The 21,892-nt window shown below is 72.4% G+C and carries 32 protein-coding genes and 1 pseudogene; 12 read left to right on the forward strand and 21 right to left on the reverse strand.

All coding sequences use genetic code 11. The features are described from left to right. Window positions 1-49: 49 nt before the first annotated feature. Together ACUW6W_RS06545 and ACUW6W_RS06550 are read right to left on the reverse strand one after the other, a co-directional pair. Window positions 50-430: a YtxH domain-containing protein gene (locus tag ACUW6W_RS06545; RefSeq protein WP_044658681.1), complete on the reverse strand. Its 381-nt coding sequence runs from the start codon at window positions 428-430 to the stop codon at window positions 50-52. Window positions 431-536: 106 nt separating this feature from the next. Continuing rightward, window positions 537-737: a P-type ATPase gene (locus ACUW6W_RS06550; RefSeq protein ID WP_036384100.1), complete on the reverse strand. Its 201-nt coding sequence runs from the start codon at window positions 735-737 to the stop codon at window positions 537-539. Between the two features lie 200 nt (window positions 738-937). Here ACUW6W_RS06550 and ACUW6W_RS06555 point away from each other — a divergent pair, with 200 nt between their 5' ends. The 4 genes from ACUW6W_RS06555 to ACUW6W_RS06570 all read left to right on the forward strand — a co-directional run bounded on the left by ACUW6W_RS06555 (window position 938) and on the right by ACUW6W_RS06570 (window position 4,021). Then, on the forward strand, window positions 938-1,756 hold the full coding sequence (locus ACUW6W_RS06555) for a DUF4397 domain-containing protein (RefSeq protein ID WP_454179985.1): 819 nt from the start codon (window positions 938-940) through the stop codon (window positions 1,754-1,756). 307 nt (window positions 1,757-2,063) lie between these two features. Continuing rightward, entirely contained in the window at window positions 2,064-2,498 is a 435-nt protein-coding gene (locus ACUW6W_RS06560) for a class F sortase (RefSeq protein ID WP_454179987.1), read from the forward strand. A gap of 76 nt (window positions 2,499-2,574) precedes the next feature. Continuing rightward, on the forward strand, window positions 2,575-3,123 hold the full coding sequence (locus ACUW6W_RS06565; protein ID WP_454179989.1) for an RNA polymerase sigma factor: 549 nt from the start codon (window positions 2,575-2,577) through the stop codon (window positions 3,121-3,123). Beyond that, window positions 3,110-4,021 (forward strand): anti-sigma factor domain-containing protein, encoded by a 912-nt coding sequence (locus tag ACUW6W_RS06570; protein WP_454179991.1) that lies wholly within the window; start codon window positions 3,110-3,112, stop codon window positions 4,019-4,021. The genes ACUW6W_RS06565 and ACUW6W_RS06570 overlap by 14 nt, the downstream gene beginning before the upstream one ends. A 91-nt stretch (window positions 4,022-4,112) precedes the next feature. Here ACUW6W_RS06570 and purL read toward each other — a convergent pair whose 3' ends face one another. Genes purL through purS form a run of 3 tightly spaced genes read right to left on the reverse strand, consistent with a single transcriptional unit; the run spans window position 4,113 to window position 7,473 of the window. Beyond that, window positions 4,113-6,419 (reverse strand): phosphoribosylformylglycinamidine synthase subunit PurL, encoded by a 2,307-nt coding sequence (gene purL / locus ACUW6W_RS06575; protein WP_454179993.1) that lies wholly within the window; start codon window positions 6,417-6,419, stop codon window positions 4,113-4,115. Beyond that, a complete protein-coding gene (purQ, locus tag ACUW6W_RS06580; protein WP_134416771.1) occupies window positions 6,416-7,210 on the reverse strand; it encodes a phosphoribosylformylglycinamidine synthase subunit PurQ in 795 nt (264 codons plus the stop codon). Before purQ ends, purL begins: the two co-directional genes overlap by 4 nt. After that, window positions 7,207-7,473, reverse strand: coding sequence for a phosphoribosylformylglycinamidine synthase subunit PurS (gene purS / locus ACUW6W_RS06585; protein ID WP_002856633.1), 267 nt, complete (start codon window positions 7,471-7,473; stop codon window positions 7,207-7,209). The genes purQ and purS overlap by 4 nt, the downstream gene beginning before the upstream one ends. Window positions 7,474-7,649: 176 nt before the next feature. Here purS and ACUW6W_RS06590 point away from each other — a divergent pair, with 176 nt between their 5' ends. Both ACUW6W_RS06590 and ACUW6W_RS06595 read left to right on the forward strand, forming a co-directional pair. After that, a complete protein-coding gene (locus ACUW6W_RS06590) occupies window positions 7,650-7,814 on the forward strand; it encodes a hypothetical protein (protein ID WP_155643109.1) in 165 nt (54 codons plus the stop codon). After that, window positions 7,811-8,257, forward strand: a complete 447-nt coding sequence (locus ACUW6W_RS06595; protein ID WP_049148014.1) for a YchJ family protein — start codon at window positions 7,811-7,813, stop codon at window positions 8,255-8,257. Before ACUW6W_RS06590 ends, ACUW6W_RS06595 begins: the two co-directional genes overlap by 4 nt. A gap of 33 nt (window positions 8,258-8,290) precedes the next feature. Here the strand turns inward: ACUW6W_RS06595 and ACUW6W_RS06600 are convergent, their stop codons facing one another. From ACUW6W_RS06600 to ACUW6W_RS06610, 3 genes are all read right to left on the reverse strand, one after another. Continuing rightward, a complete protein-coding gene (locus tag ACUW6W_RS06600) occupies window positions 8,291-8,446 on the reverse strand; it encodes a hypothetical protein (protein ID WP_010079551.1) in 156 nt (51 codons plus the stop codon). A gap of 86 nt (window positions 8,447-8,532) precedes the next feature. Beyond that, window positions 8,533-8,736: a helix-turn-helix transcriptional regulator gene (locus tag ACUW6W_RS06605; RefSeq protein ID WP_002856639.1), complete on the reverse strand. Its 204-nt coding sequence runs from the start codon at window positions 8,734-8,736 to the stop codon at window positions 8,533-8,535. Window positions 8,737-8,739: 3 nt separating this feature from the next. Next, complete coding sequence (locus ACUW6W_RS06610; RefSeq protein ID WP_020621444.1) at window positions 8,740-9,246, reverse strand: hypothetical protein; 507 nt, start codon at window positions 9,244-9,246, stop codon at window positions 8,740-8,742. Between the two features lie 128 nt (window positions 9,247-9,374). On the opposite strand from ACUW6W_RS06610, the gene ACUW6W_RS06615 reads away from it, so the two are divergent. Beyond that, window positions 9,375-9,674, forward strand: coding sequence for a hypothetical protein (locus tag ACUW6W_RS06615; RefSeq protein ID WP_051049981.1), 300 nt, complete (start codon window positions 9,375-9,377; stop codon window positions 9,672-9,674). Window positions 9,675-9,861: 187 nt separating this feature from the next. Beyond that, window positions 9,862-10,224 (forward strand): VOC family protein, encoded by a 363-nt coding sequence (locus ACUW6W_RS06620; protein ID WP_020621445.1) that lies wholly within the window; start codon window positions 9,862-9,864, stop codon window positions 10,222-10,224. A gap of 221 nt (window positions 10,225-10,445) precedes the next feature. Here ACUW6W_RS06620 and ACUW6W_RS06625 read toward each other — a convergent pair whose 3' ends face one another. From ACUW6W_RS06625 to ACUW6W_RS06635, 3 genes and pseudogenes are all read right to left on the reverse strand, one after another. Continuing rightward, complete coding sequence (locus ACUW6W_RS06625; RefSeq protein WP_044658687.1) at window positions 10,446-11,438, reverse strand: GNAT family N-acetyltransferase; 993 nt, start codon at window positions 11,436-11,438, stop codon at window positions 10,446-10,448. 203 nt (window positions 11,439-11,641) lie between these two features. Beyond that, window positions 11,642-13,507 (reverse strand): alpha/beta hydrolase, encoded by a 1,866-nt coding sequence (locus tag ACUW6W_RS06630; RefSeq protein WP_454179997.1) that lies wholly within the window; start codon window positions 13,505-13,507, stop codon window positions 11,642-11,644. A gap of 95 nt (window positions 13,508-13,602) precedes the next feature. Then, a pseudogene (locus tag ACUW6W_RS06635) lies at window positions 13,603-13,938 on the reverse strand (3-methyladenine DNA glycosylase); the annotation flags it as partial. A gap of 88 nt (window positions 13,939-14,026) precedes the next feature. Here ACUW6W_RS06635 and ACUW6W_RS06640 point away from each other — a divergent pair. The 3 genes from ACUW6W_RS06640 (at window position 14,027) to ACUW6W_RS06650 (ending at window position 15,190) form a co-directional block, all read left to right on the forward strand. Further along, on the forward strand, window positions 14,027-14,155 hold the full coding sequence (locus ACUW6W_RS06640; RefSeq protein WP_377636612.1) for a hypothetical protein: 129 nt from the start codon (window positions 14,027-14,029) through the stop codon (window positions 14,153-14,155). Between the two features lie 416 nt (window positions 14,156-14,571). Further along, window positions 14,572-14,898, forward strand: coding sequence for a hypothetical protein (locus ACUW6W_RS06645; RefSeq protein WP_454180000.1), 327 nt, complete (start codon window positions 14,572-14,574; stop codon window positions 14,896-14,898). A gap of 76 nt (window positions 14,899-14,974) precedes the next feature. Next, window positions 14,975-15,190: a hypothetical protein gene (locus ACUW6W_RS06650; RefSeq protein ID WP_206496663.1), complete on the forward strand. Its 216-nt coding sequence runs from the start codon at window positions 14,975-14,977 to the stop codon at window positions 15,188-15,190. A gap of 758 nt (window positions 15,191-15,948) precedes the next feature. Here the strand turns inward: ACUW6W_RS06650 and ACUW6W_RS06655 are convergent. The 10 genes from ACUW6W_RS06655 to ACUW6W_RS06700 all read right to left on the reverse strand — a co-directional run bounded on the left by ACUW6W_RS06655 (window position 15,949) and on the right by ACUW6W_RS06700 (window position 21,200). Then, entirely contained in the window at window positions 15,949-16,380 is a 432-nt protein-coding gene (locus ACUW6W_RS06655; protein ID WP_206496664.1) for a PIN-like domain-containing protein, read from the reverse strand. Next, window positions 16,337-17,011, reverse strand: coding sequence for a DUF433 domain-containing protein (locus ACUW6W_RS06660; RefSeq protein ID WP_206496665.1), 675 nt, complete (start codon window positions 17,009-17,011; stop codon window positions 16,337-16,339). Before ACUW6W_RS06660 ends, ACUW6W_RS06655 begins: the two co-directional genes overlap by 44 nt. 316 nt (window positions 17,012-17,327) lie before the next feature. Beyond that, window positions 17,328-17,783, reverse strand: coding sequence for a phage terminase small subunit (locus ACUW6W_RS06665; RefSeq protein ID WP_101963312.1), 456 nt, complete (start codon window positions 17,781-17,783; stop codon window positions 17,328-17,330). 528 nt (window positions 17,784-18,311) lie between these two features. Beyond that, a complete protein-coding gene (locus ACUW6W_RS06670) occupies window positions 18,312-19,451 on the reverse strand; it encodes a hypothetical protein (protein WP_454180003.1) in 1,140 nt (379 codons plus the stop codon). Between the two features lie 17 nt (window positions 19,452-19,468). Then, window positions 19,469-19,843: a hypothetical protein gene (locus ACUW6W_RS06675; protein ID WP_206496816.1), complete on the reverse strand. Its 375-nt coding sequence runs from the start codon at window positions 19,841-19,843 to the stop codon at window positions 19,469-19,471. Continuing rightward, window positions 19,840-20,238, reverse strand: a complete 399-nt coding sequence (locus tag ACUW6W_RS06680) for a hypothetical protein (protein ID WP_366365954.1) — start codon at window positions 20,236-20,238, stop codon at window positions 19,840-19,842. Before ACUW6W_RS06680 ends, ACUW6W_RS06675 begins: the two co-directional genes overlap by 4 nt. Window positions 20,239-20,344: 106 nt before the next feature. Beyond that, the gene (locus tag ACUW6W_RS06685; RefSeq protein WP_206496513.1) at window positions 20,345-20,590 is read right to left on the reverse strand and encodes a hypothetical protein; all 246 of its coding nucleotides are present in this window, start codon (window positions 20,588-20,590) and stop codon (window positions 20,345-20,347) included. Window positions 20,591-20,597: 7 nt separating this feature from the next. Then, window positions 20,598-20,789 (reverse strand): hypothetical protein, encoded by a 192-nt coding sequence (locus tag ACUW6W_RS06690; RefSeq protein ID WP_206496512.1) that lies wholly within the window; start codon window positions 20,787-20,789, stop codon window positions 20,598-20,600. Next, the gene (locus tag ACUW6W_RS06695) at window positions 20,786-20,923 is read right to left on the reverse strand and encodes a hypothetical protein (protein WP_180952476.1); all 138 of its coding nucleotides are present in this window, start codon (window positions 20,921-20,923) and stop codon (window positions 20,786-20,788) included. Before ACUW6W_RS06695 ends, ACUW6W_RS06690 begins: the two co-directional genes overlap by 4 nt. Window positions 20,924-21,053: 130 nt before the next feature. Then, entirely contained in the window at window positions 21,054-21,200 is a 147-nt protein-coding gene (locus ACUW6W_RS06700) for a hypothetical protein (protein ID WP_180952477.1), read from the reverse strand. Window positions 21,201-21,570: 370 nt separating this feature from the next. Here ACUW6W_RS06700 and ACUW6W_RS06705 point away from each other — a divergent pair. Further along, window positions 21,571-21,892, forward strand: a 322-nt coding sequence (locus ACUW6W_RS06705) for a transposase (RefSeq protein ID WP_454180009.1), incomplete at its 3' end; no start/stop codon positions are given.

The following is a 21,892-nucleotide window of genomic DNA, read 5'->3' on the forward strand; positions in this document are numbered from 1 at the left end:
ACGGCGGCCCGCCTCCCCTCGGGGAGGCGGGCCGCCGTGTCTGCGCGGGTCAGCGCGTCAGCGGACCCTCGTCACCCAGCGGGGTGGACGGGTCCGAGATGGTGTCCGGCTCGGCACCGTGGCGGGCCGCCGAGGTGATGTTGTCGTTGTTGGACTCGGTCACGCGATCTTCGCGGACGTCGTTCTTCTTGTCGTTGCCCTGCATGGCATCCTCCACCTTCGTCGTGGCCTTCTGCACCGGATCGGACTTCTTCACCTCAGCGAACTTCTGCTGGGCGGTCTCCTGGACCTGGCCGACCTTCTCCTGGGTCTTGGGGTCGTTCCAGAGCTTCTGGGCGTTCTGGGTCATCTTCTCGAGGTTCTTGCGGCCCTCGGCGGAGCCGAGCAGGTAGCCGAGTGCGGCGCCGAGGCCCAGGGTGATGAGGCGCATGGGTGGTCTCCTTCATGTGTCGGGACCGCGCCGACCCTCTTGGACGGGCCGGGCGGCGCGCTGGCGCGCTGTCCTGGGATCACTCTGGTCATCGGAGCCCGCCGCGTCAACGACTGAGGCGCACGGCCACGACGATGGCGAGCACCACTCCCGTGCCCGCGACGACGGCCGAGCCCGAGAGCACGGCGTCTCCCGCGTGCGTCGGGACGGGGTCGTTCTCGCCGGTGAGGAGGGCCTCTTCCCGGTCGAGCCCCTCGACGGCGCCCAGGCCGCGGGGCGGGGAGGCTCGCGGGAGGGGTGTGTACACGATGAATCTACGGTGCGGACCTTCTTCAATTCTGACGAGCCCCCGAAACACGACGAGCCCCACTGCGCAGGGCTCGTGGTCGGAGGGGGAGGAAAGTCTTCTGCAACGGATCGGTCGCGGCGTCGGTAGTCCTGGTGTGAGCGCATTCGGCGCCTCGCCCCGCCTGCCCCGCAGGACCCTCGACGAACAGGAACGACACCATGCGCACGTCCCTCCCGGCCGCCGTCACCGCCGCCCTCGGCATCGCCGTCCTCGCCCCCCTGTCCGCCGCCGCCATGGACGCCCCGTCCGGCGCCGAGCTCTCCGTGCTGCACGCCGTGCCCGAGACCCCCGTGGACGTCTACGTGAACGGTGCCCTCACCCTGGACAACTTCGAGCCCGGCGACCTCGCCGGTCCCCTGGAGCTCGCCGCCGGCGACTACGAGGTCGCCATCACCGCCGCGGACGCCATGGATGACTCCGCCCCGATCCTCGGTCCCGTCACCCTCACCCTCGCCGACGGCGGCGACTACACCGCCGCCGCCCACCTCGACGCCGCCGGCACGCCCACGGTGACCGCGTTCGAGAACGACACGAGCGCCGTCGCCGCCGGCGAGGGCCGCCTCACCGTGCGTCACATCGCCGCCGCCCCGGCCGTGGACGTCTGGGCCGGCGAGGACGTCGTCGTGCCCGGCCTGGAGAACCCGGACGAGGCCTCCCTCGAGGTGCCCGCCGGCACCGTCTCCGCCGCCGTGTCCGTGGCCGGCACCACCGACCCCGTGATCGGCCCCGCCGACGTCGAGGTCAAGGACGGTGTCACCACGATCGCCTACGCCTGGGGCTCCGCCGCCGACGGCACCCTCGCGCTGGCCACCCAGGAGGTCGCCGCCGACCACAGCGCGCCGGGCTCCGTCCCCGCGGGCATCGACGTCGCCCCCGCCCAGGACTCCACCGGGATGCTGGCCGCCGTCGGCGCCGGTGCGGCCGCCCTGGTCGCCGGCGCCGTCCTCATGGCCCGCCGCCGGGCGGCCCGTGCGTGATGAGTCCTGCGGGCGGGGTCCGTCCCGCCCGGAGATGGGGACCGTCGGCCGTGTGCCGGCGGTCCTCGCCCTCGCCGCCGTCGTCCTCACCGGCTGCGCGCCGTCGGCGGCGGTCTCCTCCCTCCCGTCCGAGCAGGGGCGAGGCTCCGTCGTCGCGATGACGCCGGGTCCCGCGGAGGGAACGGGAACTCCACCGGCCGCAACCCCCTCCGCGGCTCCGGTCGTCCCCGGGCGGACGCCGTCGTCGGGGATCGCCGTCCGGCGCGCCACCCAGAGCCCATCGGACGACGCCAGGATCCCCGTGCGCGTGGACTATCCGGCCATCGGGGCCACGCTGAGCGTGGTCTCGGTCGGGGTCACGGAGGACGGGGCGATGGAGCTGCCCGACGACAGCTCCGTCGGCGGCTGGTACCGCCACGGCTCGGCCCCCGGGGATCCTGAGGGGACGGCGGTGATCGCCTCCCATTCGGGTTCACCGCGCAATCCCGTGGGGGCCCTCTACGGGCTGCGGCAGGCCGCGGTCGGCGACGAGGTCACCGTCACGGATGCGGCGGGGACCGCCCGGCGCTATCGGGTGGTCTCCACCCAGAGTCTGGGGAAGGGTGAGCTGGACCTGTCCCCGTACTTCCGCCGGGACGGCGCCGCCGAGCTCGTCCTCATCACCTGCGGCGGCGAATGGCTGCCGGACGAGCGGGACTATACGGAGAACATCGTGACCATCGCCACTCCCGTCGAGGGCTGACCGGTAGCCTGTCGGAAGGTCTGGCCTGAGCCGGGCCGCGCCGCGCCGACGCAGCACACCGCGGGAGAGGAGTCCCATGTTTGAGGACGACGGGTTCGACCGCCGGTTCGCCGCGGGGGAGGCCGTCGCCGTGCGCGAGGCGTACGAGCGCCACGGTCGCCTGGTCTTCTCCCTGTGTCTCGCCGCGCTGCGCAGCCGGGAGGACGCCGAGGACGCCGCCCAGCAGGTGTTCATGCGGGCGTGGCGTTCGCGGGACACCTACGATCCCGCCCGGCCGCTCGGCGGGTGGCTGACGGGCATCACCCGTCGCGTCATCGCCGACATGTTCGCCGGCCGTGCTCGTGAGGCGCGGAAGATGGAGGCGGAGGTCGTCCACCTCCCCCGCGCCGAGGGCGCGGAGGACGCGGTCAGCGACACCGTGGTGGCCGCCGTCGTCGTGCATGACGCCCTCGCTCTGTTGGGTCCGCCCCAGGACGAGGTGCTGCGCCTCGCCTTCCTGGAGGACCTGGCGCACCAGCAGATCGCCGAGCGCCTCGACATGCCGCTCGGCACTGTCCGTTCCCACATCCACCGCGGCCTGGCCGCACTGAGAAGCCGTCTGGAGGCCGCCGATGCCCGAGCGTGAGCATCCCCGCGGCCGACAGCCCGCGGAGGAGATCTCCGACCTCGCCGTCCGGCTGCACGAGCGCGTGCGCGGCGACGACGGCCCGCTCGCCGCGCCCGCCGACGTCGCGGCGTCGCTCCATCCGGAGGACGCGGCCGAGCTGGAGGCCATCCTGCGTGTGCTGGCCGCCCTGGACGGCCCCGCCCCGGACCTGGCCGACCCGCCGCCGCACCTGTGGGGGCGGATCGCCGCTGAGCTGGGGCCCGAGACGGAGGCCGTGGCTCACGACGGGCCACCGCAGGGGGAGGCCACGGGCGAGGATGTCGCGCCCGACGGCGTCGCGACCGTCCGTCCGATCGGCTCGGGTCCGTCCGCCGCCCGCGGCCGCTGGTGGCCGGTCGCCGCGGCGGCGGCCGCCGGGCTCGTCATCGGCGGCGGGGCCGTGGGTGTCGCCCTGGGCGGCGGCCCCTGGCAGGGCGGGGTCCCGGAGGCCGGGAAGCCCGCGACGACGTCGCCCGCGCCGCCGACGCGCGGGACGGACGCTCCCGGCCAGGGGGGTGAGCCGGGCGGCGGCGACGACCTCATCGGCACCGCCGTCATGGCGTCCGTGACCACGGACGGATCGCCGGCCCGCGCCGAGATGACGCGTGCCGCCGACGGGGAGATGCAACTGGCCGTGCATGTGCCCCAGGTGCCCGCCCCCGAGGACGGCTACCTGGAGGTCTGGATCCGCGACGATGCCGCCAGCCGCATGATCTCGCTGGGCACGGTGACCCGCCAGGACACGACGCTGACCGTCCCGGAGGGCGTCGACCTGGCGTCCTACCCCGTGCTGGACGTCTCGCATGAGCACTTCGACGGCGACCCGTCCCACTCGACGCTCTCCCTGTGGGTCGGTGAGATGCACCGGACCACCTGACGAGCCCTGAGATACGACGAGCCCTGCGCAGTGGGGCCTATCGGTACTGGATAGGCACCACTGCGCAGGGCTCGTCGCTTCTGTCCCAGGCTCAGCCGAAGTGCTTCGGCAGGGTGGCCTCCCAGGCCTCGCGCAGCTCCGCGATCGGCAGGGTGAAGGCGTCCTGGACCTCGAGGGCCGCGGAGTCGGCGTCCACCACGCCGATGCGCACGGCCGCGTAGCCGCGGGCCGTGGTCATGTCCGTGAACCGGACCTCCTCGGTGCGGGGCACGGCCACGACGGCGCGCGCCTGCGTCTCCGAGAACAGCGCGGTGAACAGGTCCACGCCGTCGCGGCGCAGCACCTCGTCCAGCACCACGCGGGCGCCCACGCCGAAGCGCAGCACCATCTCGGACAGGGTGGCCGCGAGGCCGCCGCCGGAGACGTCGTGGGCGGCGTCGATCATGCCGTCCCGGGACATGTTGACCAGCAGCTCGCCGAGCAGGCGCTCCTTCTTCAGGTCGACCTTCGGGGGCAGGCCGCCGAGGTGGCCGCGCAGGCGCGCGAACTCGGAGCCGTCCAGCTCGTCCGCGGTCTCGCCCAGCAGGTAGATCGCCTGACCGTCCGCGTCCGGGACGAAGCCGGACGGGGTGCGGCGCAGGACGTCGTCGAGCTGGCCGAGCACCGCCACCGTGGGGGTGGGGTGGATCGGGGTGCTGCCCGTCTGGTTGTACAGGGACACGTTGCCGCCGGTCACCGGGATGCCGAGGGTCTGGCAGCCGTCCGCCAGGCCGCGCACGGCCTCCGCGAACTGCCACATCACGTCCGGGTCCTCGGGGGAGCCGAAGTTCAGGCAGTCGGAGACGGCCAGGGGCACGGCCCCGGCGGTGGTGACGTTGCGGTACGCCTCGGCCAGGGAGGCCTGCGCGCCCGTGTAGGGGTCCAGGTAGGTGAACCGGTCGTTGCAGTCCGTGGCCAGGGCCACGCCCATGCCGGTCTCCTCGTCCACGCGCACCACGCCCGCGTCGTCCGGGGCCGCCAGGGCGGTGTTGCCGCGGACGTAGCGGTCGTACTGGCGGGTGATCCAGGAGGTGTCCGCCAGGTTCGGGGAGCTCATCAGCTCCACGACGGCGGCGCGCAGCTCCTCGCCCGTGGCGGGCAGGTGCTGACCGGCCTCGGAGGAGCGGAACGTGTCCGCCTGGAGCTCGTCCTGCCAGGCCGGACGCGCGTACGGGCGCTCGTAGACCGGGCCGTCGTGGGCCACGGTGCGCGGGTCCACGTCGACGATGACCTCGCCGTCCCAGGTGATGATCAGGCGGCCGTCACCGGTGACCTCGCCCAGCCACGAGTACTCGACGTCCCACGTGGCCATGACGGCCTCGAACGCGGCGACGTTCTCCGGCGTCACCACGGCCATCATGCGCTCCTGCGACTCGGACATGAGGATCTCGCCCGGGGTCAGCGTGGAGTCGCGCAGCAGCACGTCCGTCAGCTCCACGCGCATGCCGCCCTCGCCGTTGGACGCGAGCTCGGAGGTGGCGCAGGAGATGCCGGCGGCGCCGAGGTCCTGGATGCCCTCGACGAGGGAGTCGCGGAACAGCTCGAGGCAGCACTCGATGAGCACCTTCTCGGAGAAGGGGTCGCCGACCTGCACCGAGGGGCGCTTGGCGGGCTTGCCGTCGCCGTCGAAGGACTCGGAGGCCAGCACGGAGGCGCCGCCGATGCCGTCACCGCCGGTGCGGGCACCGAACAGGACCACCTTGTTGCCCACGCCGGAGGCGTTGGCCAGGCGCAGGTCCTCGTGCTTGAGCACGCCCACGGCGAGGGCGTTGACGAGCGGGTTGCCCTGGTAGATCGGGTCGAAGCGGGTCTCGCCGCCGATGTTCGGCAGGCCCAGGGAGTTGCCGTAGCCGCCGATGCCGGCCACCACGCCGTGGAACACGCGGGCGGTGTCCGGGTGGTCGATCGCGCCGAAGCGCAGCGGGTCCATCACGGCCACCGGGCGGGCGCCCATGGAGATGATGTCGCGCACGATGCCGCCGATGCCCGTGGCCGCGCCCTGATAGGGCTCCACGTAGGAGGGCGAGTTGTGGGACTCGACCTTGAACGTCACGGCCCAGCCGTCACCGAGGTCGGTCACACCGGCGTTCTCGCCGATGCCCACCATCATGTGCTGCTTCATCTCATCGGTGAGCTTCTCGCCGAACTGGCGCAGGTGCACCTTCGAGGACTTGTACGAGCAGTGCTCGGACCACATGACCGAGTACATGGCCAGCTCGGCCGCGGTGGGGCGGCGGCCGAGGATCTTCTTGATCTCGGCGTACTCGTTCTCCTTCAGGCCCAGCTCGGCCCAGGGCTGCTCGACGTCCGGCGTCGCCTGGGCGTCCGCGACCGTCTCGATGTTGAACTGCTGGCTCATGCATGGCCTCCACGGCTGGCGAGGGTGGTCAGGACGGAGGTGAAGAAGCCGAGGCCGTCCACGCCGGAGCGGGGGCCGGCGGCGGTGTCCGGGCCGAAGCCCGGCTCCACGGCGTGCTCCGGGTGCGGCATCAGGCCGACGACGTTGCCGGCCGGGTTCGCGATGCCCGCGATGTCCCGGCGCGAGCCGTTCGGGTTCCAGCCCTGATAGCGGAACACCACGCGGCCCTCGGCCTCGAGGGCGTCGAGGGTCGTCTCGTCCGCCACGTACTGGCCGTCCTGGTTCTTCAGGGGCACGGTGATGGTCTGGCCCTGCTCGAAGTCGCGGGTCCACACGGTGTCCGCGCTCTCCACGACCAGCTCCTGGTCGCGGCAGATGAAGTGCAGGTGGTCGTTCTTGATCATCGAGCCCGGCAGCAGGTGTGACTCGGTGAGGATCTGGAAGCCGTTGCAGATGCCAAGCACCGGCAGGCCGTCCGCCTCGCCCTCGGGGCCGCCGGCCGCCGTCGCCACCGCGTCCATCATGGGGGCGAAGCGCGCGATCGCGCCGGCGCGCAGGTAGTCGCCGTAGGAGAAGCCGCCCGGGATCACGACGGCGTCCACGCCGGCGAGCGTCCGCTGCGGGTCCGCGTCGGCGTGCCACAGGGAGACGGGCTCGGCGCCGGCGAGGCGGACGGCGCGCAGCGCGTCCACGTCGTCCAGGGTGCCGGGGAAGGTGATGACGCCGATGCGCGCGCCGCTGAGCGGCGTCGCCGGCGTCGAGTAGTCGCCGATGAGGGGGAGCTCGGTCATCGGGCGCCCTCGGCCTCGTCCAGGACGGCCACGTTCACGACGTCCTCGATGACGGGGTTGGACAGCATTTCCTCGGCGGCCGTGCGCGCCTGGGCGAGGATCTCGTCGGTGACCTCGCCCTCCACGGTGAGCTCGAAGCGCTTGCCCTGGCGGACCTGGCTGAACTCGGTGAAGCCGAGGCGGGGCAGGGCCCCGTTGATCGCCTTGCCCTGCGGATCGAGGATCTCGGGCTTGGGCATGACGTCGACGACGATGATGGGCATGAACACGCTCCTGGGTGCGGGACGATGCCGCGGAGCAGGACGGTGTAGATGCCGTCTCACGCCCGGCCCGGGGCGCTCCGCGTGCTTGCCCGTCCAGTCTACTCGGCCGCCTGGACGCGGGATCGTGGGTGTGATGGGGGCGGCACGCGGCAGCCGGCCCGGCGTAGCCTGGCGGCATGAGACCTCAGCAGACCCGTGTGTCCCCGCTCGGTCGACGTCGGCCGATCAGCCCGCTCGGCCCCGCGCTGCTCGCCGCGGCGGCCGGCGTCGTGCTGACGGGAGTGCGCCGCATCACGGCCCGGTCCGCCCGGCGTCGCGCGACCGGGCGCCCGCGCCGGTGAGCCGTCCCGAGCCCTGCCCCTGCGGGTCCGGAGCCGGGCTCGCGGCGTGCTGCGGTCGCCTGCACGCGCGTTTCGCCCAGGACGGCGCCCTGACCGCGCCCACCGCCGAGGCGCTCATGCGCTCCCGGTACACGGCGTTCGCGCGGCTGGGCGAGGCCGGGACGGCAGAGGCGCGGGCGATGGCCGACTATCTCGCCGCGACCTGGGTTCCCGAGCACCGGCCCACCGCGGCCGAGCTGCTGCCGACCGAGGGGGAACAGGCGCCGCGGTTCACCCGCCTGGCGGTGCTGGACGTGCGGGACGGCGGGCCGTTCCAGGACGCCGGGACCGTGGAGTTCGTGGCCGTCGGCACGGGGGCCGAGGGGCGGTTCCGACTCCATGAGGTCAGCCGGTTCCGCCGTGAGGACGGGATCTGGCGCTACGTTAACGGTGACGTGCGCTGAGGCCGGGGCGGCGCGTCGGCCGGCGGTGACGCGTCAGAAGGCGGAGAAGATCCCGGCGCCCACGCTGAGGACCAGGCCCAGGATGGCGATCCACGCCACCAGGGTGACGATCGGGCGGGGGCGACGCGGGGCGTCGTCGTGCCAGTCCACGCCCTCCAGCTCCGGAGGGGTGCGCAGCTCTCGATCCATGACCCCAGCCTCTCATGCCCCACGCCGCCCCGGGCCCAACGCGGGTTGACTTGTCACGGGTGCTGGGCGCCCGGACCCGCGACAACTCAACCCGCGTTGCCGTCCGGGGTGAACAGGTCCTCGATCCGCCGCCCGAACACGGCCGCCAGGCGGAAGGCGAGCGGGAGCGAGGGGTCGTAGCGGCCCTTCTCGAGAGAGATGACGGTCTGCCGGGAGACGCCGAGCTCGTCGGCGAGCCGCTGCTGCGACCAGCCGAGGCGGGCACGCTCGTCGGGGATGGTGTTCTCCACGGCTCAGCCCCGGCGCTTCTGGAGCGCGTAGCGGACGGCCACCGAGGCGCCCGCGAAGAGGAGCAGCCCGGCGCCCACGAGGGGGAGGCTGGGCTGCCACCCCGCCAGGGCGACGACGAACGTGCCCAGGCCCAGCACCACGAGCAGGTCGCCGAACGCGCCGGACTGCGCCTTCTCGAGCCACCGGCCTTCGATGGTCTCCTCGGTGTCCCGGACGGCGCCGCGCAGGGTGGTGCGGTCCACGAGGAACAGCCAGGCGAGGGCTGCGCCGACCGGGAGCGCCGACGCCGCCATGACCGCGCCCGTGACCGCCGGGAAGCGGGGACCGGCGTCGCCCTGGCTCGAGGCCAGACCGTAGGACGCGGCCCCGATCAGCAGGGCGATGACGACGCCGGCCACGAGGCTGACGAGGATCAGTCGCCCGGACCCGCCGCCCAGACGGGCGGAGCGGCCCCAGCGGGGGCGGCGGTCGCGGGCGAGGTCGGTGGTGGTGTGCGGCGTGGTGGCCATGGCGGTCCCTCCGGGGCGGGGCCGGGGTTTGTCCCCGTCGTGTGAAGCAAGCTTGACAGTAAAGAGAGTTTGACGTCAAGTCTGCTTGACGGTGGCCCGACAGGGCGGCGGCGGAGCTGGGCCTCGCCGTGGACGCCTCCACCGCCGCCCACGATGCTGGCCGCATGGCCTTCGAGGTGCACCCGCTCACCGCCGACCGCTTCGACGACTTCGCGCACGTCGTCAACCCGAACCGCCGCGCCACGCACTGCTGGTGCCTGTCCCCCCGGCTCTCAGCGCCGCAGAGGCACGCGCCCGGCGACCCCCGCGAGGACACCATGCGGGCGCTCGCTGCGGGGGAGCCTGCGCCCGGCGTCGTCGGTACTCGGACGGCGAGCCCGTCGCGTGGTGCAGCATCAGCCCGCGCAGCGCGATCCCGCGGCTCGTGATGCGACACATCCGCGGGTGACCCGGCCCTCCGCCGTCCGTCCGCCCGTCCGGCCAACGCGGGTTGACTTGTCGCGGGTCTGGGCGGTGAATACCCGTGACAAGTCAACCCGCCTTGCCCGGGGTGCCGCGCCCTTGGCTCGCGTGGAGTCGTCCCCGCCCGCCCCGGCCCGTTCCTGAGGAGCCGCCATGTCCCTCCGTCTCTCTCACACCACGTGGGACGCGCTGGACCCCCACGCCATCGCCGAGTTCTGGCGCGCGCTGCTCGGCTGGGAGGTCGACGAGCCTCACCTCTACCGCCCGGGGTCGGACGAGTGCTCACTCGTCGGCCCTGACGGGCAGGTCGTCCTCTTCTTCCGCGTCCCGGACGCCAAGCGCGTGAAGAACCGCGCCCACATGGACCTGCGCGCGGCCGCCGGCTCGACGCGCGACGCCGAGATCGAGCGGGCGCTCGCCCTCGGCGCCGCGATGGTCGACGACCGCCGCGTCGACCTCGGCTGGGCCGTCCTCGCCGACCCCGAGGGCAACGAGTTCTGCATCCTCGACGGCTGAGCCGACCCCACGACGGCCCGGCGTCTCCGCGGGGGAGTCGCCGGGCCGTCGGGGCGGACCGGGTACCGGGTGCCCGGGCCGTCCGCGGCGGCGGTGGTGTGGCGGGAGTGGTTCGTGGTCATGGGGCCCTCCTGTGGTCGATGCCCTGGGCCGGTGGCCCGGCCCGCCTCGGAGGCTCTGTGGGGGCCGTCCGACCGGACGTTGTGAAGCAAGCTTGACAGTCAAGTGACCTTGTCGTCAAGGGAGCTTGACGCCGGGGCCCGCGCGAACTCCTCCCACGTCGTGGGCGGGGTCAGCCCGAGCCAGGCAGGCTCGAGACGGAACCCGAGGGCCGCGTTCATCCGCAGGGACGCCGCGTTGGACTCGGCGCCGCCGGTTCCCCACTCGCGCCCACCGCGGGCATGGGTCGCCAGGACGGTCGCCGCCTTGACGGCCTTCGCCACGCCACGGTTCTCGTGCTCGGCCGCGACCGCGGTGCGGTCGACCTCCCACCGGGCAGGGGAGCGGAACGTCAGGGTGAATCCGATGAGCACGCCTCCCTCGAAGGCCCCCACGGCGAGCCCCTCTGGGGTGGACAGTCGGGCCTCGAGGTCGTCCGGCAGCGGCTCGTGACGGGAGCCGTCGGTGTGCGGGAATCGGGGAGCCGCTTCCTCGTCGAGGGCGCGCAGGGCAGGCAGGTCGACGGCGGTCAGTCTCCGCACCTCGATTCCCCGCGCTTCGGCCGCCGCGATGTGGCCACGGTAGGGCGCCAGGTCGGCGTCGTCGTCGAGGTGGAGGCGCGCGCCCCAGGAGCGGGATCGCACGCTCCACCCGGCGTCGAGCAGCGCAGCGGCCTCGGCCGAGTCTTCGCGGTGCACGCGGGCGTCCGCCCGTGGGTCGGTCACGGGGGTGAGCATCGAGCACGGGATGTGCCCGGAGGCGGCCCCGCCCGGATAGACGTGCGGGAACTCGGCCGAGTGGGGATCGGAGGGGTCTCCCGGCTCGCGCCGCACCCGCAGGCCGGCCCCCGCCAGTTCGTCCTCGTCCAGGCCGCAGACGAACGCGTCCGGCCGGTCCGGGTAGATCGCCGCGCCGACGACTCCTACCTGGGCGGCGTCGTCGGAGGCGTGGAGGAAGCCGACGTCGTCGATCGAGGCGCCGCGCGTCGACGCCGTGTAGCGGCCGGTGCGACGCGCGGCGGCCCAGTCCTCCGGGAGGGTGATGTGCAGGATCATGGCGCGAGGCTATCGGCCTCGGCGTCGACGCCACCCCTCCGGCTGCCCATCGCGGGTTGAGTTATCGGGGGTGTGGGGCGGCGGCACCCGCGACAACCCAACCAGCGTTGCAGGGCCGCCCCGGGCGCGACGACGGCCCGGCGTCTCCGCGGGGGAGTCGCCGGGCCGTCGGGGGCGAGCCGGGTGCCGGGGTGCCCGGGCCGTCAGTCCTCCAGGAAGGCCTCGACGTCCGGGGTCACCGCGCGGGAGTCGATCAGCTGACGCTCGATCGCGTCGTGGGTGATCCGGTTGGCCTCGCGCACGGCGTCGGTGCGCATCGAGATCTTGATGTCGCCCTTGTGCGTCGGGGTCCCGGCCACCTGGACCGGCTGGGTCTCGAGCGGGAGCGGGACGGCGTCGCACAGCGACTTCTCGGCCGGCTGGGCGCCGGTCAGGAAGTAGTCACGGATGGGCGTGTCCACGCACTCGGTGCCGTACGGGAACAGGCCGTGGGTGCCCTCGTTGTCCACGGAGATCAGGGACGTGTTGCGCAGCACGCCGGCGGCGCGGTGGCCGCCCTCGTACGGGGTCGCCGCGTCCAGCTCGGACTGCACGATCACGGTGTTCGGGGCGCCCTTGCCACCGGGCTGGGCGGGCATGGAGGTCTGGGCGGGCCAGTACATGCACTCTGACGGGCCCATCAGCACACCGATCCACGGGGCCTTGCGGCCGAGGTCGTCCACCCACGAGGTCCAGTATCCCTGCGAGGTGTTCCACTGGCCGTCCTGGCAGCGGATCGCCGAGAACGCGCCCTCGAAGGTGACGGCGTCACCGGCCTGGGTGGCGGCGACGAGCTGCTCGCGCTCGCCCACGGTCTCCAGGCCGCGGGCGGCGAAGCGGTCGAAGGAGTCGCGCTCCTCGGCCGGCAGCGACGCACGGGCCTCGGCCAGGATGCGCTCGATCTGGGTGCGCTGCCCCGCGGGGTCCGTGGCCGCGGCCTCGGACTCCATGATGCGGATGTAGGCGGCGATGACGGACCCGGCGTCGAGGTACTGGGACGTGTCGTACATGGCAGGCAACAGGAACGAGCCGGCGACGATCATGCCGAGCTGGGTGCGGGTGCCGCCCACGTCCTCCCAGCGCTGCCGGATCTGCATCGGGTCGTCCCCGAGGCCGAAGATCTCGTCGTGCCGGGCCACGTAGGGGAGCATCGCGTCCTGGAACTGGCGGTCGCGGGAGCGCGGCTGCAGGTCCCAGGTGGTCTGGAGCCCGTCGCGGGAGATGTCGACGGCGGAGTCCAGCAGGAACCGGTGCGCGTGCTGGGGGAAGACGCGCTGGTACCAGCTGCCCAGCCAGGTGCCGTACGAGTAGCCGATGTAGGAGGTCTTCTCCTCGCCCAGGACGGCGCGGATGAAGTCCATGTCGTACACGGTCTGCTCGGTGGTGATGTAGGGGGTGAGCTCGTTCTCGAGGCACGCGTCGACCTGGGCCTTCGTGTCCTGCCACACGTCGTGCTCGGGGTTCGGCGTGTAGGTGCACTCCAGGGCGGTGGACTGGCCCACGCCGCGGGGGTCGAAGCCGATGAAGTCGTACTGCTCGGCGAGCTCCGGGGCGCGCTCGGCCATGGCGGGGCCCCAGGGCAGGCCGGAGCCGCCCGGGCCGCCGGGGTTCACCAGTGCGATGCCCTGGCGCTCCGGGTTGCCCTTCGAGGTCTCGGTCTTGGCCACGCGCAGGGTGATGGTGTGGCCGTCCTCGGGGTTCTTCCAGTCCCGCGGCACCGTGACGTCGGCGCACGCGGTGCCGGGGATCGCGCTGAACCGGGCGTTGAGGCGCTCGCTGCCGAAGTCGCAGGCATCCCAGTCCAGCGTCTGGCCCACGAGGTGCGGCGCGAGCGCGGCGGCGTCGTTGACCTTGTTGCCCCGCGTGGCGGAGAGGTCGTTGGAGCGGGCCTGACCCTGCGATGCGGACCCGTTGCCGTTGCCGTTGCCGGGCGCGGAGAGCGCGGGGGCGGCGGCCGCGACGGCGAGCGAGACGGCCGCGACGGCGGCGGCGAGCGTGGTGCGGCGGCGAGCTGGAACGGTTCTGGTCACGTCAGGTCCTCGAGTCGTTCGGTGCGGAGAGGGCCGAGGCGGTCACCGGATGACGCGAGTGATGCGCCTCACAGCCTGTAGAGCGGCCATCCTAATCATGGACGTGCGCTGGAAGTCCACTCGGCCTCCGGCCCGGTCCCAGGGGCCGCCCCCACGGCCTCGTCCAGCACCGCCAGCAGCCGCACCCGCAGCGCCTGCCCCCGCTCGGCGAACTCGCGCTGCCGCCGCGCGTACTCGGCACGCCCGGCCGGCTCCTCGATCCGCACGGCCGCGTAGCCGCCGCGCCCGTCGGAGAGGTCGTCCACCCCGGTCAGGTCGTACGGCGAGGCCTCCATGTCCAGCCGGCGGATGTCCCACGCGAGGTCGAAGCAGTCCGCGAGCAGGTCCGAGTCGACCACCGGCACCAGCTTGTACGCCCACTTGTACAGGTCGCTATGCCTACGCTCCCCACATAAGAAACCCCCGCGACGGCGGCAACCGTCCGGGGGCATCGGCCACCACGATCTAGGACGTGATGACGTGTCTCAGCCTACCCGCACCCTCCCCCAGCTTCTCCAGCCCGTTGCCCGTGGCGCCGTCTCTCTGACGGTCACGGCGGCGGGCTTTGCCGTGCTGTTCCTGCCCTCCATCTGGACCGGCCCCATGTGATCTACCGGCCCCCACACGCGGGGCCGCGTCCTGCCCGCCGTCGCCCGTGACGGTGGGCGGCACGAGGTCACAGCGTGATCCTCCAGCGTCTACAGCCCTCTGTGCTGCCAATCATGAGGGCGCGGTGACACCCCTCCCGAACACGCCGAACCGCCGGCGCGGGGACTGCCAGAGCTCGGCCAGTCCTAGGGCCACACGAGAGACACCCGCCGAACAGCGGGGGTCTACTCGGCGTGGGCGAATGTCGCAGAGCGGGGGCGGAGGGCGGCGGGTTTTTTGGGATGAGGGACCGGGAGACCTGGGCCCGCAGGGCTCCGCTTCCGTCTTGGAGATGAGCACCCCCGTCCGCCCCTCCCCACAGACCACCACCACCCGAGGACCGGCAGACACCGGCCACCCCCACGAGGAGAGGCACCATGAGCACCACCAACGTCCCCACGATCCGCCCCGGCTTCAAGGTCGAGACCCCGCACAAGTACGGCGAGGAGCTCATCACGATCAGCGGCCCATCCGCCGGCGGCGTGTCCACGTTCCTCCATGACGGCGCTGTGACCCTCACGGCCGAGGGCACGACCGGGACCCCCGCGCAGGCCTGGACCTCACCCGCACCCGTGCCCGCGCGCTCGCCCGGGACCTCTCCACTGTCCTCGAGCTGCTGGAGGCCCTGGACGCCTCCGCCGTCGAGGCGATCGCCGTGGGCCTACACGCGCGCGGCACGTCGGCCACGCTCGAGGACATGGTGACGGCCGCCGCCGATGCGGGCGTTTCCGTTCCCGCGGTGGGGGCCGCCTACGACGCGTTGCTGACGCAGGGCCGGCAGTGACTCGCCCGGCCACGCTTGAACGCAACGCCGCCTTGGTCGAGGACGTGGAATGGCTGCTCTCGTGGAGCGTGCACCCGCTCGAGATCGCCCGCCGCCTCGGGGTCAACGTGGGAACGCTTCGCGCCCGTCTGCGGCGCGCAGGCCGGCCCGACCTTGCCGAGCATGTCCGACGCGCTGAGCGCACCGCTGCGGACTACGCGGCCGCCGCCTGAACGCAGAAACGGCCCCGACTCTCCCATGGTGGGAGGGCCGGGGCCGTCATCGTCACTTGGACTTGCGGGGATCTCGCTCGGGGTGGCAGACCAAGCAAGCCACCGGGTTCACGAAGGGTGTGATCTTGTGTGCGTCCGTGGGAGAGCTCTCGTGAATGTCCACGAGGTGCCGAGTCGTCTTTCCGCACTTCTCACAGTGCGCGTTCTGAATATCGGTTCGAGGTGCCATGCGGGCGAGCCTATCGGCCTCGGGCGGCGTCCATCAGTGCAGATCGTCGGGGTCCCGCCACCCTGACTCCTCCCGTGCGATGCGCCTCGTCCACGCGATCGGCACCCACGCGTGCTCCCGCTCCCCGCCCGCAGTCCCCACCCACGTCAGGAGTAGGTGTGACGTGGTCCACCGGGTCACGGCACCGTCTACGGCACCCACGTCCGGCAACACGGCGCGCGCGTAGAACGGGTGGCGGTAGGGTGCGGCGTGAACGTCCTCGGGGCGCTCGAACGGCGGACCGTCATAGGTGTGGAATGGCATGCCGGGCAGGGGACCACGAGGGCCGGACACGCTAGGCCGACGCCGTCGCCCTCTGGGTCTATCGAGGCGCACCTCCCGCCCGTAGGCTGAGCGTGCGCGGCGTTGAGCCATCCCCCCTCGGCTCCGTCGCGTGGAGAGGGACCACGGGACCCCCCGCACACGTGCGGCCCGCCCGCTCCGGCCCCGGCGGACCCGTTTCCCGCCGGGGCCACCCCGCTCCCGGCAGTCAGCGCAACAACTTGTCCACGCGCTCGGGATAGATGCGCCAGAAGCATGGGCCCGGCCGGCGCGCGCGGCGGAGGATCGGCAGAATGTGCCTGCCGTAGCAGACCGCCTTCTGCGTTGCCGTGGCCTGCGGCGTGCCGAGGCAGAAGACGCGGACGCCGTTGTTGATCAGCGCCTCGTGCTCGTCGAGGTTCTGCCACACGCGGGCATCCTGAGTGAACACCGCCCACCCCTCAGCGCCGGCGCGCGCGAGCCACTCCGTGTCCTCAATCTCCTGCCCGTCGTTCGGATAGACGTCGCGCATGTGCTTGACCTTCAGCTGCGGCAAGATGTCAAGGGCGCGCGGGAGGCTCTTGCCTAGGTTCCGATCGAAGAAGACAGTGACGGGCTTAGGCCGCCGACGCCTGCCACGCCCACTCGAGGTCGCGTTCAACAGCTTGCACCTCGCTCACGTCGAGGTCGTAGTCAAGGGCGACGCTCTGCGGCGTCTCGCCAGCGAGCAGCATGCCGGCCACGGCCGACACGGGGGTGCGGTTCGACATCAGCGACAGGCCGCCCCCGTTGAACGCCGGGTTCACGGACGCGATCGGCAGGCGGTCAGGGCGGTACTCCTGCACACGGCCATCACGCACGACGAGTCGGCGGGTGTACCGCTCCAACACCTCGGCGAACGCCCCTTGACTGTCCCGCACTCGCGTGAAGACGCCCGCATCGAGGAGGAAGACGTCCTTGCCGTCCGTAAACAGGCCGGGGTGCTCGATGAGGGCGAGCGGGCCATGGTCCTGGCGAATCGCGCGCATGACGCCCGACGCCTTGCGGGGTCCCAGGTGAGGCATGTCGGTCAGCATGTGCAGGAGGTCCGCCTCGAGCAGACCGGCGAAGTTCACCGTGAACGGGGTCCACCCCGACCGCGGGGCGCGCTGCACGGCAGGATTCGGTCCCGTCGTCCACCGGCGAACGTCCGCCTCCGGCGCATGGGTCAAGGCCACCACCTGCGCACGGGTGAGGATCGGCGTCGTGACGCGCCGCTCGAGACGAGTCCTGTCCATCGGTGCTGCGGTCATGCTAATCACCTCCCCTGTGCCTCTATGTACGGCGGCACGCAGTGACGTGCAGCCGTGGTCCTTGAACTACAGCGTAAGGGCGCCCGCGGACGCTGTACGCGTCTCACACGCCCGGCACTGCGAATCCCGCGGGCGCTCACGTGGTGCCGTGCCCGTGCCCGGGGCCGGCGGTCAACCGCTCGAGCCACTCGCGCAGGTAGGCAGCACGCCGGGGCATCCCCGCCGCCTCGGCCTCGCCACCCCGGACCGTCCAGGAGAAGGAGAATGGAAGCCAGGAGGACGGGGGCGACTAAGGTGCGCAAAAGCGCGGGCCGCTTCATGCCTGGCCGCCGGCCGTCGTGTCCACAGCACGCAGGCCCGCATAGTTCCGGCCCGCCACGTGCTCCCGCTGACCCTGCGCCCGCGCCTTGGCCTCCATCTGCTCACCCGTCAGCGCCGTGATCCGCAACGTCTGACGATCCCGCGGGGTGAACGGGAACCGGCCCATCAAGTTGAGTAGCGTGTCAACGCGGGTGAGGGCCCCGTCAGACCAGATCGCCTCATAGGCGACGGCGGCGAGCATGAGAATCCGCCACTCCACCGCGGAGAGCTCCGGCGCGATCGAGGACGTTCCCAGCTCGTCCCAGAACCTCAGCGTCTCCGCGCTCCACGGCCTATCCCGCTCCGGCAGCGGCGGCTGAGGCACCGCCACCACTTCGAGGGCCCGGAACTCTGGCCCACTGGACGTCGTGCGCCGGGAACGCTTGTTCGCCGGCTTCGGCAGGTTCGCCATCATTTCTCCAATCGGTTGATCCACTCGCGCAGGTACTCAGCGCGGCGGGCGAGTCCTTCTTCTTCGGCAGCTCGCAGACGCTTACGCAGCGTCCGCAGCCGGGTGTGCCCCCGGTAGCGGCAGGCATCCGAGCACCACCGGGCGGGCCGCCCAGTCCCGGCCTGAATGACCGGATTCCGACACATCGGACAGCGCGAAACCGGCATATTCCGGCCCTCCAATCGTAGTAAATGCGTTTTCCCTCAACTCTGCAGACAGACAGCCACAGACTGTGGCGGGGCGGGGATTCCGCCCCCCGGGGGGAGGTGGGGTGCCCCCCCTGCTTTGGGGGTGTGCGGGGAGCTTCTCCCTGCGGGCTGTGGCGGGCGTTCGGCGGTGGGGTGGGGCGTTGGTGGTCGGGTGTGTGAGCGTGCGTGAGGGGACGCGTTTGCAGGCACGGGTGCGGGTGCGTTGTGTGGGCGTGGGTCTGCGGGTGCGGGGCGGCCCGCCCTCCGGTGTGGTGGGCGGGCCGCGTCGCGGTGGTGCGGGTCAGGCGTGCAGGCCGGGGTGCTGCTCGCGCGGGAGGGCGGCGCGGTTCGCGGTGATGGCGTCCAGGTCCTCGGCGGTGGGCTCGGGCTGGGGGGTGTCCCAGTCGGGGCGGCGGTAGTCGAGGTTGACCAGGGCCAGGCGCTCGGCGTTGTCGGCGGCGCTCTCCCCCTCGTAGGTGTTGGCGAGGACAAGGCCCTTGCGGTCCTGCCAGTGCTCTGGGTTGATGGCGGACCCGTAGAGGTGCTGGAGCTGCTGGAGGTCCTCGAACTCGGGGACCCAGAAGTCCAGGCGGGTGCTCCACGTGGCGAGCCACTGGGCGCGGGCGGGGACGGTGGTGCACTCAGCGGGGAACCCGTCCGCGGTGATCGGCCCGAACAGCTCGGCGGGGGCGTCGTCGAGGAACTCCACGATCCCGGGGACGTACCGGCGCAGGTGGGCGCGGGTGGCGGAGGAGCGCAGCTGCCCGATGGCGTTGCGGCGGTTGCTCAGCCACGTCGCGTCGAGGTGGAGGGCGTCACGGAATTGCCCGATGGTGAGGACGCTCTGCGAGGAGACCTGGGACGGCCCTCCGAAGCTCTCCGCGACAGTCGCGTTGATGTCGGTCACGGCCGCGGCCTGGGTGCGGCGCAGGGCCCTGTAGGCGTCCACGACGGCGGCAGCTTCGAGGTAGTGGCCCCGGGCGCGGGGGTCGGCGGTCATGGCGGCCTCGGCGGTGGAAGGCACACCGTGGAGTGTGAGGCGCTGGGCGGCGTCGAGGATGCTGGGCAGGGCGCCGGCGAGGTATGCCAGCGTGAGACGGCCGGCGTTGCCCCGGAGGGTGCGGCGTCGCTCGGGGTTGGGGATGGCACGGTTTCGCAGGTTGTTCGCCATGCGTGCGCGCTTCGCGGACCGGTCGGCCCAGTCGTCGTGGGCCCGGTAAATGCGCTCGTACTCCTCCCAGTCCCCGCTGATGCGGGCCTGCTCGTACGCGGCGTTCAGGTCCGGTTCGGGGTCCTCGCGGCCGTCGCCGATCTTCTGCATGAGGTTCAGCATTGCCCCGTGGGCGGACGCATCGCGGCGCTCCTCCTCGGCGTGCGCGTGGACCTGGGCGCGGATGTCCTCGGCCGTCGCGTAGGCGGGGGCGGTCTTCGTAGTGCTCATGATCTGCCTTTCGTGTGTCAGTGGTTGCCGGCGGCGCGGCGGCGCGCCTGCTGGGTGTAGTGGAGGTCGAGCATCTGCTGATGCAGTGCGCGGTCGGGGCCGGCCTCGCGGCGAATCGCGGCGTTGACGTCGGCCAGGGTGGGGCCTGCGCCGGGGAGCACCATGCTCGGGCCCAGGTTGGTGAGGGCGATCCGCAGCCGGGCGGCCGGATCGGGACGGGACTCGGCGTGGCGGGCGTTGAGGGCCTCAGCGTCGAGACGGGCACGCTCGGCGCGGGCCGTGTCGGCGTGGCGCCGGTCGGCCATGTCCTGCGCCGTGGGGGCGCCGGAGTAGTACCACTGGGCCCAGGTCTGCCGGCCGCCGCGGACGCCGCCGGTGCTGGGGCCGGTCACGGGCGCACCGTCCGGGCGTCGCGCGCGTCGGCGAGCTGCTGGAAGAACGTCTCGACGGCGGCACGCTCGACACGGCCATCCTCGTTCATGAACGGCTCGGCCCGCAGGTACGGGAGGAGGGGGACCGGGTCGATCCCGCGGCGGGCGGCGGCGGCTTCCATGCGGGCTTCGAGCACTTCGAGTTGCACGGGGTCGGGGCCGGTCGGGGTGGGCGCCGTCTCCGGCGCGGGCACCGCCTCGGGGGCGGCGTCCTCGGGGCGGGGGTGCGTCTGGGCGCGCTGAGCGGCGCGTTCCAGGGCGCGGCCGCGGGCCTTCCAGTAGGTGATCTGGTCCTCCAGGGGCAGGGGGCGGGCCTGAGCTTCGGCCTCGGCGTGCGTGATGTGCGGGTGCTTCATGAGTGGTGCTCCTTCTTCGGGGTAGGGAGTGCCGGCCTCGCGGGTGCGGGCCTCAGTGGTGAGGGGGCAAGCCGTTTGCGGCGGCCGGGGTCGTAGCGCTGGCGGCTCACGGGCGCTCCTTGCGGATCGGGGTGGTGGGGACGCGCTCGGCACGCTCGGCGGCGTCGTGCAGGCCGTCAGCGATCCGCCGGGCGTCCTCGGGAGTGAGGGTCAGCACGGGGCGGCCGTGACGGAAGATCGAAACGCCGGGGGCGGGGGCCGCGTCGTGACGCAGGCGAGATACCCGGTAGACGCGTGCGGAGGCGGCGGCTTCCGTGTCGCGCTGCCAGTGCTGGGCGTAGACGCTGTACATGCGGGGATCAGTCCTCGGGGGTCGTGGCGGGGAGCGGATGCTCAGGGGTGCCGTCCGCCGCGGTGAGCGGGGGCGTCTCCTGGGGCACCGGGTGGACGCCGGCCCGGGTGCCGGTCTGGGCGGGGGCGCCGTGCCGGCGCTGGAGCTCGGACAGGAACGCGGCCATTCCGGCGGCGGTGTAGGCGCGGCGGGTCTTCACGCGTCCTCCTCGGTGTGGGCGGCACGCAGGGCCATGAGTTCGGCCTCTGCTTTCTCGGCCCGCAGCCGGTGCCGTTCGGCGCGGGCGATGAACCGGCGCACGTCGGCATCGGTGTATGTGGGGCGGGCTCTCATGGGCGCTCCCGGGATCGGTCGAGGGCGTGGCGGATGCTCTCGCACTCATTCCGCAGGTACGCGAGTTCAGCGGCTACACGTTCCGGTGCGGTGGTGGCGGCGTGTTTCGGTGTGGGCCGGGAGAGAGTGCTCACGGGTGGGCCTCCTTCTTCAGCTCGGCCAGTTCGGCTTCGGCCTTCTCGGCGCGGAGTCGGTGGCGCTCGGCACGGTCCATGTGGAATCGGAGCATCTGGCGCAGGTTGTCGGCCTCGGTGGGGCGTTCGGTTGTTGTGGTCATCGGTTGCGTTCCTTTGTGCTGCTGGCGGCGAGGTCGGGCAGGGTCGCCGGGGTTGTGGTGGTGCTCATTTGTCCTCCGTGGGGACGACGACGGCCCCCGAACGTGAGGTGGTCGGGGGCCGTCAAATCGGCTTGTTTCTGCGGTTCAGGGGGTGCCGGTGTAGGGAGGTGAAGGGTTCTTGGAAACTTTCTATAGCTCCCCTCGCGTGGGGAGGTTTACAAATACCCTTCACCACCCTTCACCCGATCAGTCCTCGCACTCGGCGGTGAGTCCGATTCCGGCCCGAACCATGCCCACTTTGGTGCGCTTGGCCGGGCGTGTCAGATGGTCTGTGTAAGCCGTACCGAGAGGAACGGTAAGAATCATGACCATGATCGACGAGAAGAACCCAGGCGAGCCCTCGGGCCAGGACCTGGTCGAGCAGCTGAAAGCCTCAGGGCAGCTTGATTCCCTGTTCGCGCAGATCGACGCGGGCGGCGTCGAGCTCACCGGTGACGGCGGGTTCGTGCCCGCGCTGGTCAAGGCCGCGCTCGAGCGGGGCCTGCAGGCCGAGCTGACCAGCCATCTGGGCTACGAGAAGGGCTCGAGCGAGGCGCCGAAGCACGCCAACTCCCGCAACGGGACCACCCCGAAGACCGTGGAGTCCGAGGTCGGGCCGATCGAGCTGGACGTCCCGCGAGACCGGGGCGGGT

It is taken from the genome of Micrococcus sp. 093350064-1 (genome assembly GCF_053627955.1).

Excerpts from the sequence above, each read along its gene's own strand:
- ACUW6W_RS06600 (WP_010079551.1), bottom strand. The coding sequence starts at position 8,446 with ATGGATCGAGAGCTGCGCACCCCTCCGGAGCTGGAGGGCGTGGACTGG.
- ACUW6W_RS06695 (WP_180952476.1), bottom strand. The coding sequence starts at position 20,923 with ATGAGAGCCCGCCCCACATACACCGATGCCGACGTGCGCCGGTTCATC.
- ACUW6W_RS06625 (WP_044658687.1), bottom strand. The coding sequence starts at position 11,438 with ATGATCCTGCACATCACCCTCCCGGAGGACTGGGCCGCCGCGCGTCGC.
- ACUW6W_RS06645 (WP_454180000.1), top strand. The coding sequence starts at position 14,572 with ATGAGCACCACCAACGTCCCCACGATCCGCCCCGGCTTCAAGGTCGAG.
- purS (WP_002856633.1), bottom strand. The coding sequence starts at position 7,473 with ATGCCCATCATCGTCGTCGACGTCATGCCCAAGCCCGAGATCCTCGAT.
- ACUW6W_RS06565 (WP_454179989.1), top strand. The coding sequence starts at position 2,575 with ATGTTTGAGGACGACGGGTTCGACCGCCGGTTCGCCGCGGGGGAGGCC.
- purQ (WP_134416771.1), bottom strand. The coding sequence starts at position 7,210 with ATGACCGAGCTCCCCCTCATCGGCGACTACTCGACGCCGGCGACGCCG.
- ACUW6W_RS06680 (WP_366365954.1), bottom strand. The coding sequence starts at position 20,238 with ATGAAGCACCCGCACATCACGCACGCCGAGGCCGAAGCTCAGGCCCGC.
- ACUW6W_RS06660 (WP_206496665.1), bottom strand. The coding sequence starts at position 17,011 with ATGACCGCAGCACCGATGGACAGGACTCGTCTCGAGCGGCGCGTCACG.
- ACUW6W_RS06670 (WP_454180003.1), bottom strand. The coding sequence starts at position 19,451 with ATGAGCACTACGAAGACCGCCCCCGCCTACGCGACGGCCGAGGACATC.
- ACUW6W_RS06570 (WP_454179991.1), top strand. The coding sequence starts at position 3,110 with ATGCCCGAGCGTGAGCATCCCCGCGGCCGACAGCCCGCGGAGGAGATC.
- ACUW6W_RS06610 (WP_020621444.1), bottom strand. The coding sequence starts at position 9,246 with ATGGCCACCACGCCGCACACCACCACCGACCTCGCCCGCGACCGCCGC.
- ACUW6W_RS06590 (WP_155643109.1), top strand. The coding sequence starts at position 7,650 with ATGAGACCTCAGCAGACCCGTGTGTCCCCGCTCGGTCGACGTCGGCCG.
- ACUW6W_RS06700 (WP_180952477.1), bottom strand. The coding sequence starts at position 21,200 with ATGACCACAACAACCGAACGCCCCACCGAGGCCGACAACCTGCGCCAG.
- ACUW6W_RS06545 (WP_044658681.1), bottom strand. The coding sequence starts at position 430 with ATGCGCCTCATCACCCTGGGCCTCGGCGCCGCACTCGGCTACCTGCTC.
- ACUW6W_RS06665 (WP_101963312.1), bottom strand. The coding sequence starts at position 17,783 with ATGGCGAACCTGCCGAAGCCGGCGAACAAGCGTTCCCGGCGCACGACG.
- ACUW6W_RS06620 (WP_020621445.1), top strand. The coding sequence starts at position 9,862 with ATGTCCCTCCGTCTCTCTCACACCACGTGGGACGCGCTGGACCCCCAC.
- ACUW6W_RS06685 (WP_206496513.1), bottom strand. The coding sequence starts at position 20,590 with ATGTACAGCGTCTACGCCCAGCACTGGCAGCGCGACACGGAAGCCGCC.
- purL (WP_454179993.1), bottom strand. The coding sequence starts at position 6,419 with ATGAGCCAGCAGTTCAACATCGAGACGGTCGCGGACGCCCAGGCGACG.
- ACUW6W_RS06555 (WP_454179985.1), top strand. The coding sequence starts at position 938 with ATGCGCACGTCCCTCCCGGCCGCCGTCACCGCCGCCCTCGGCATCGCC.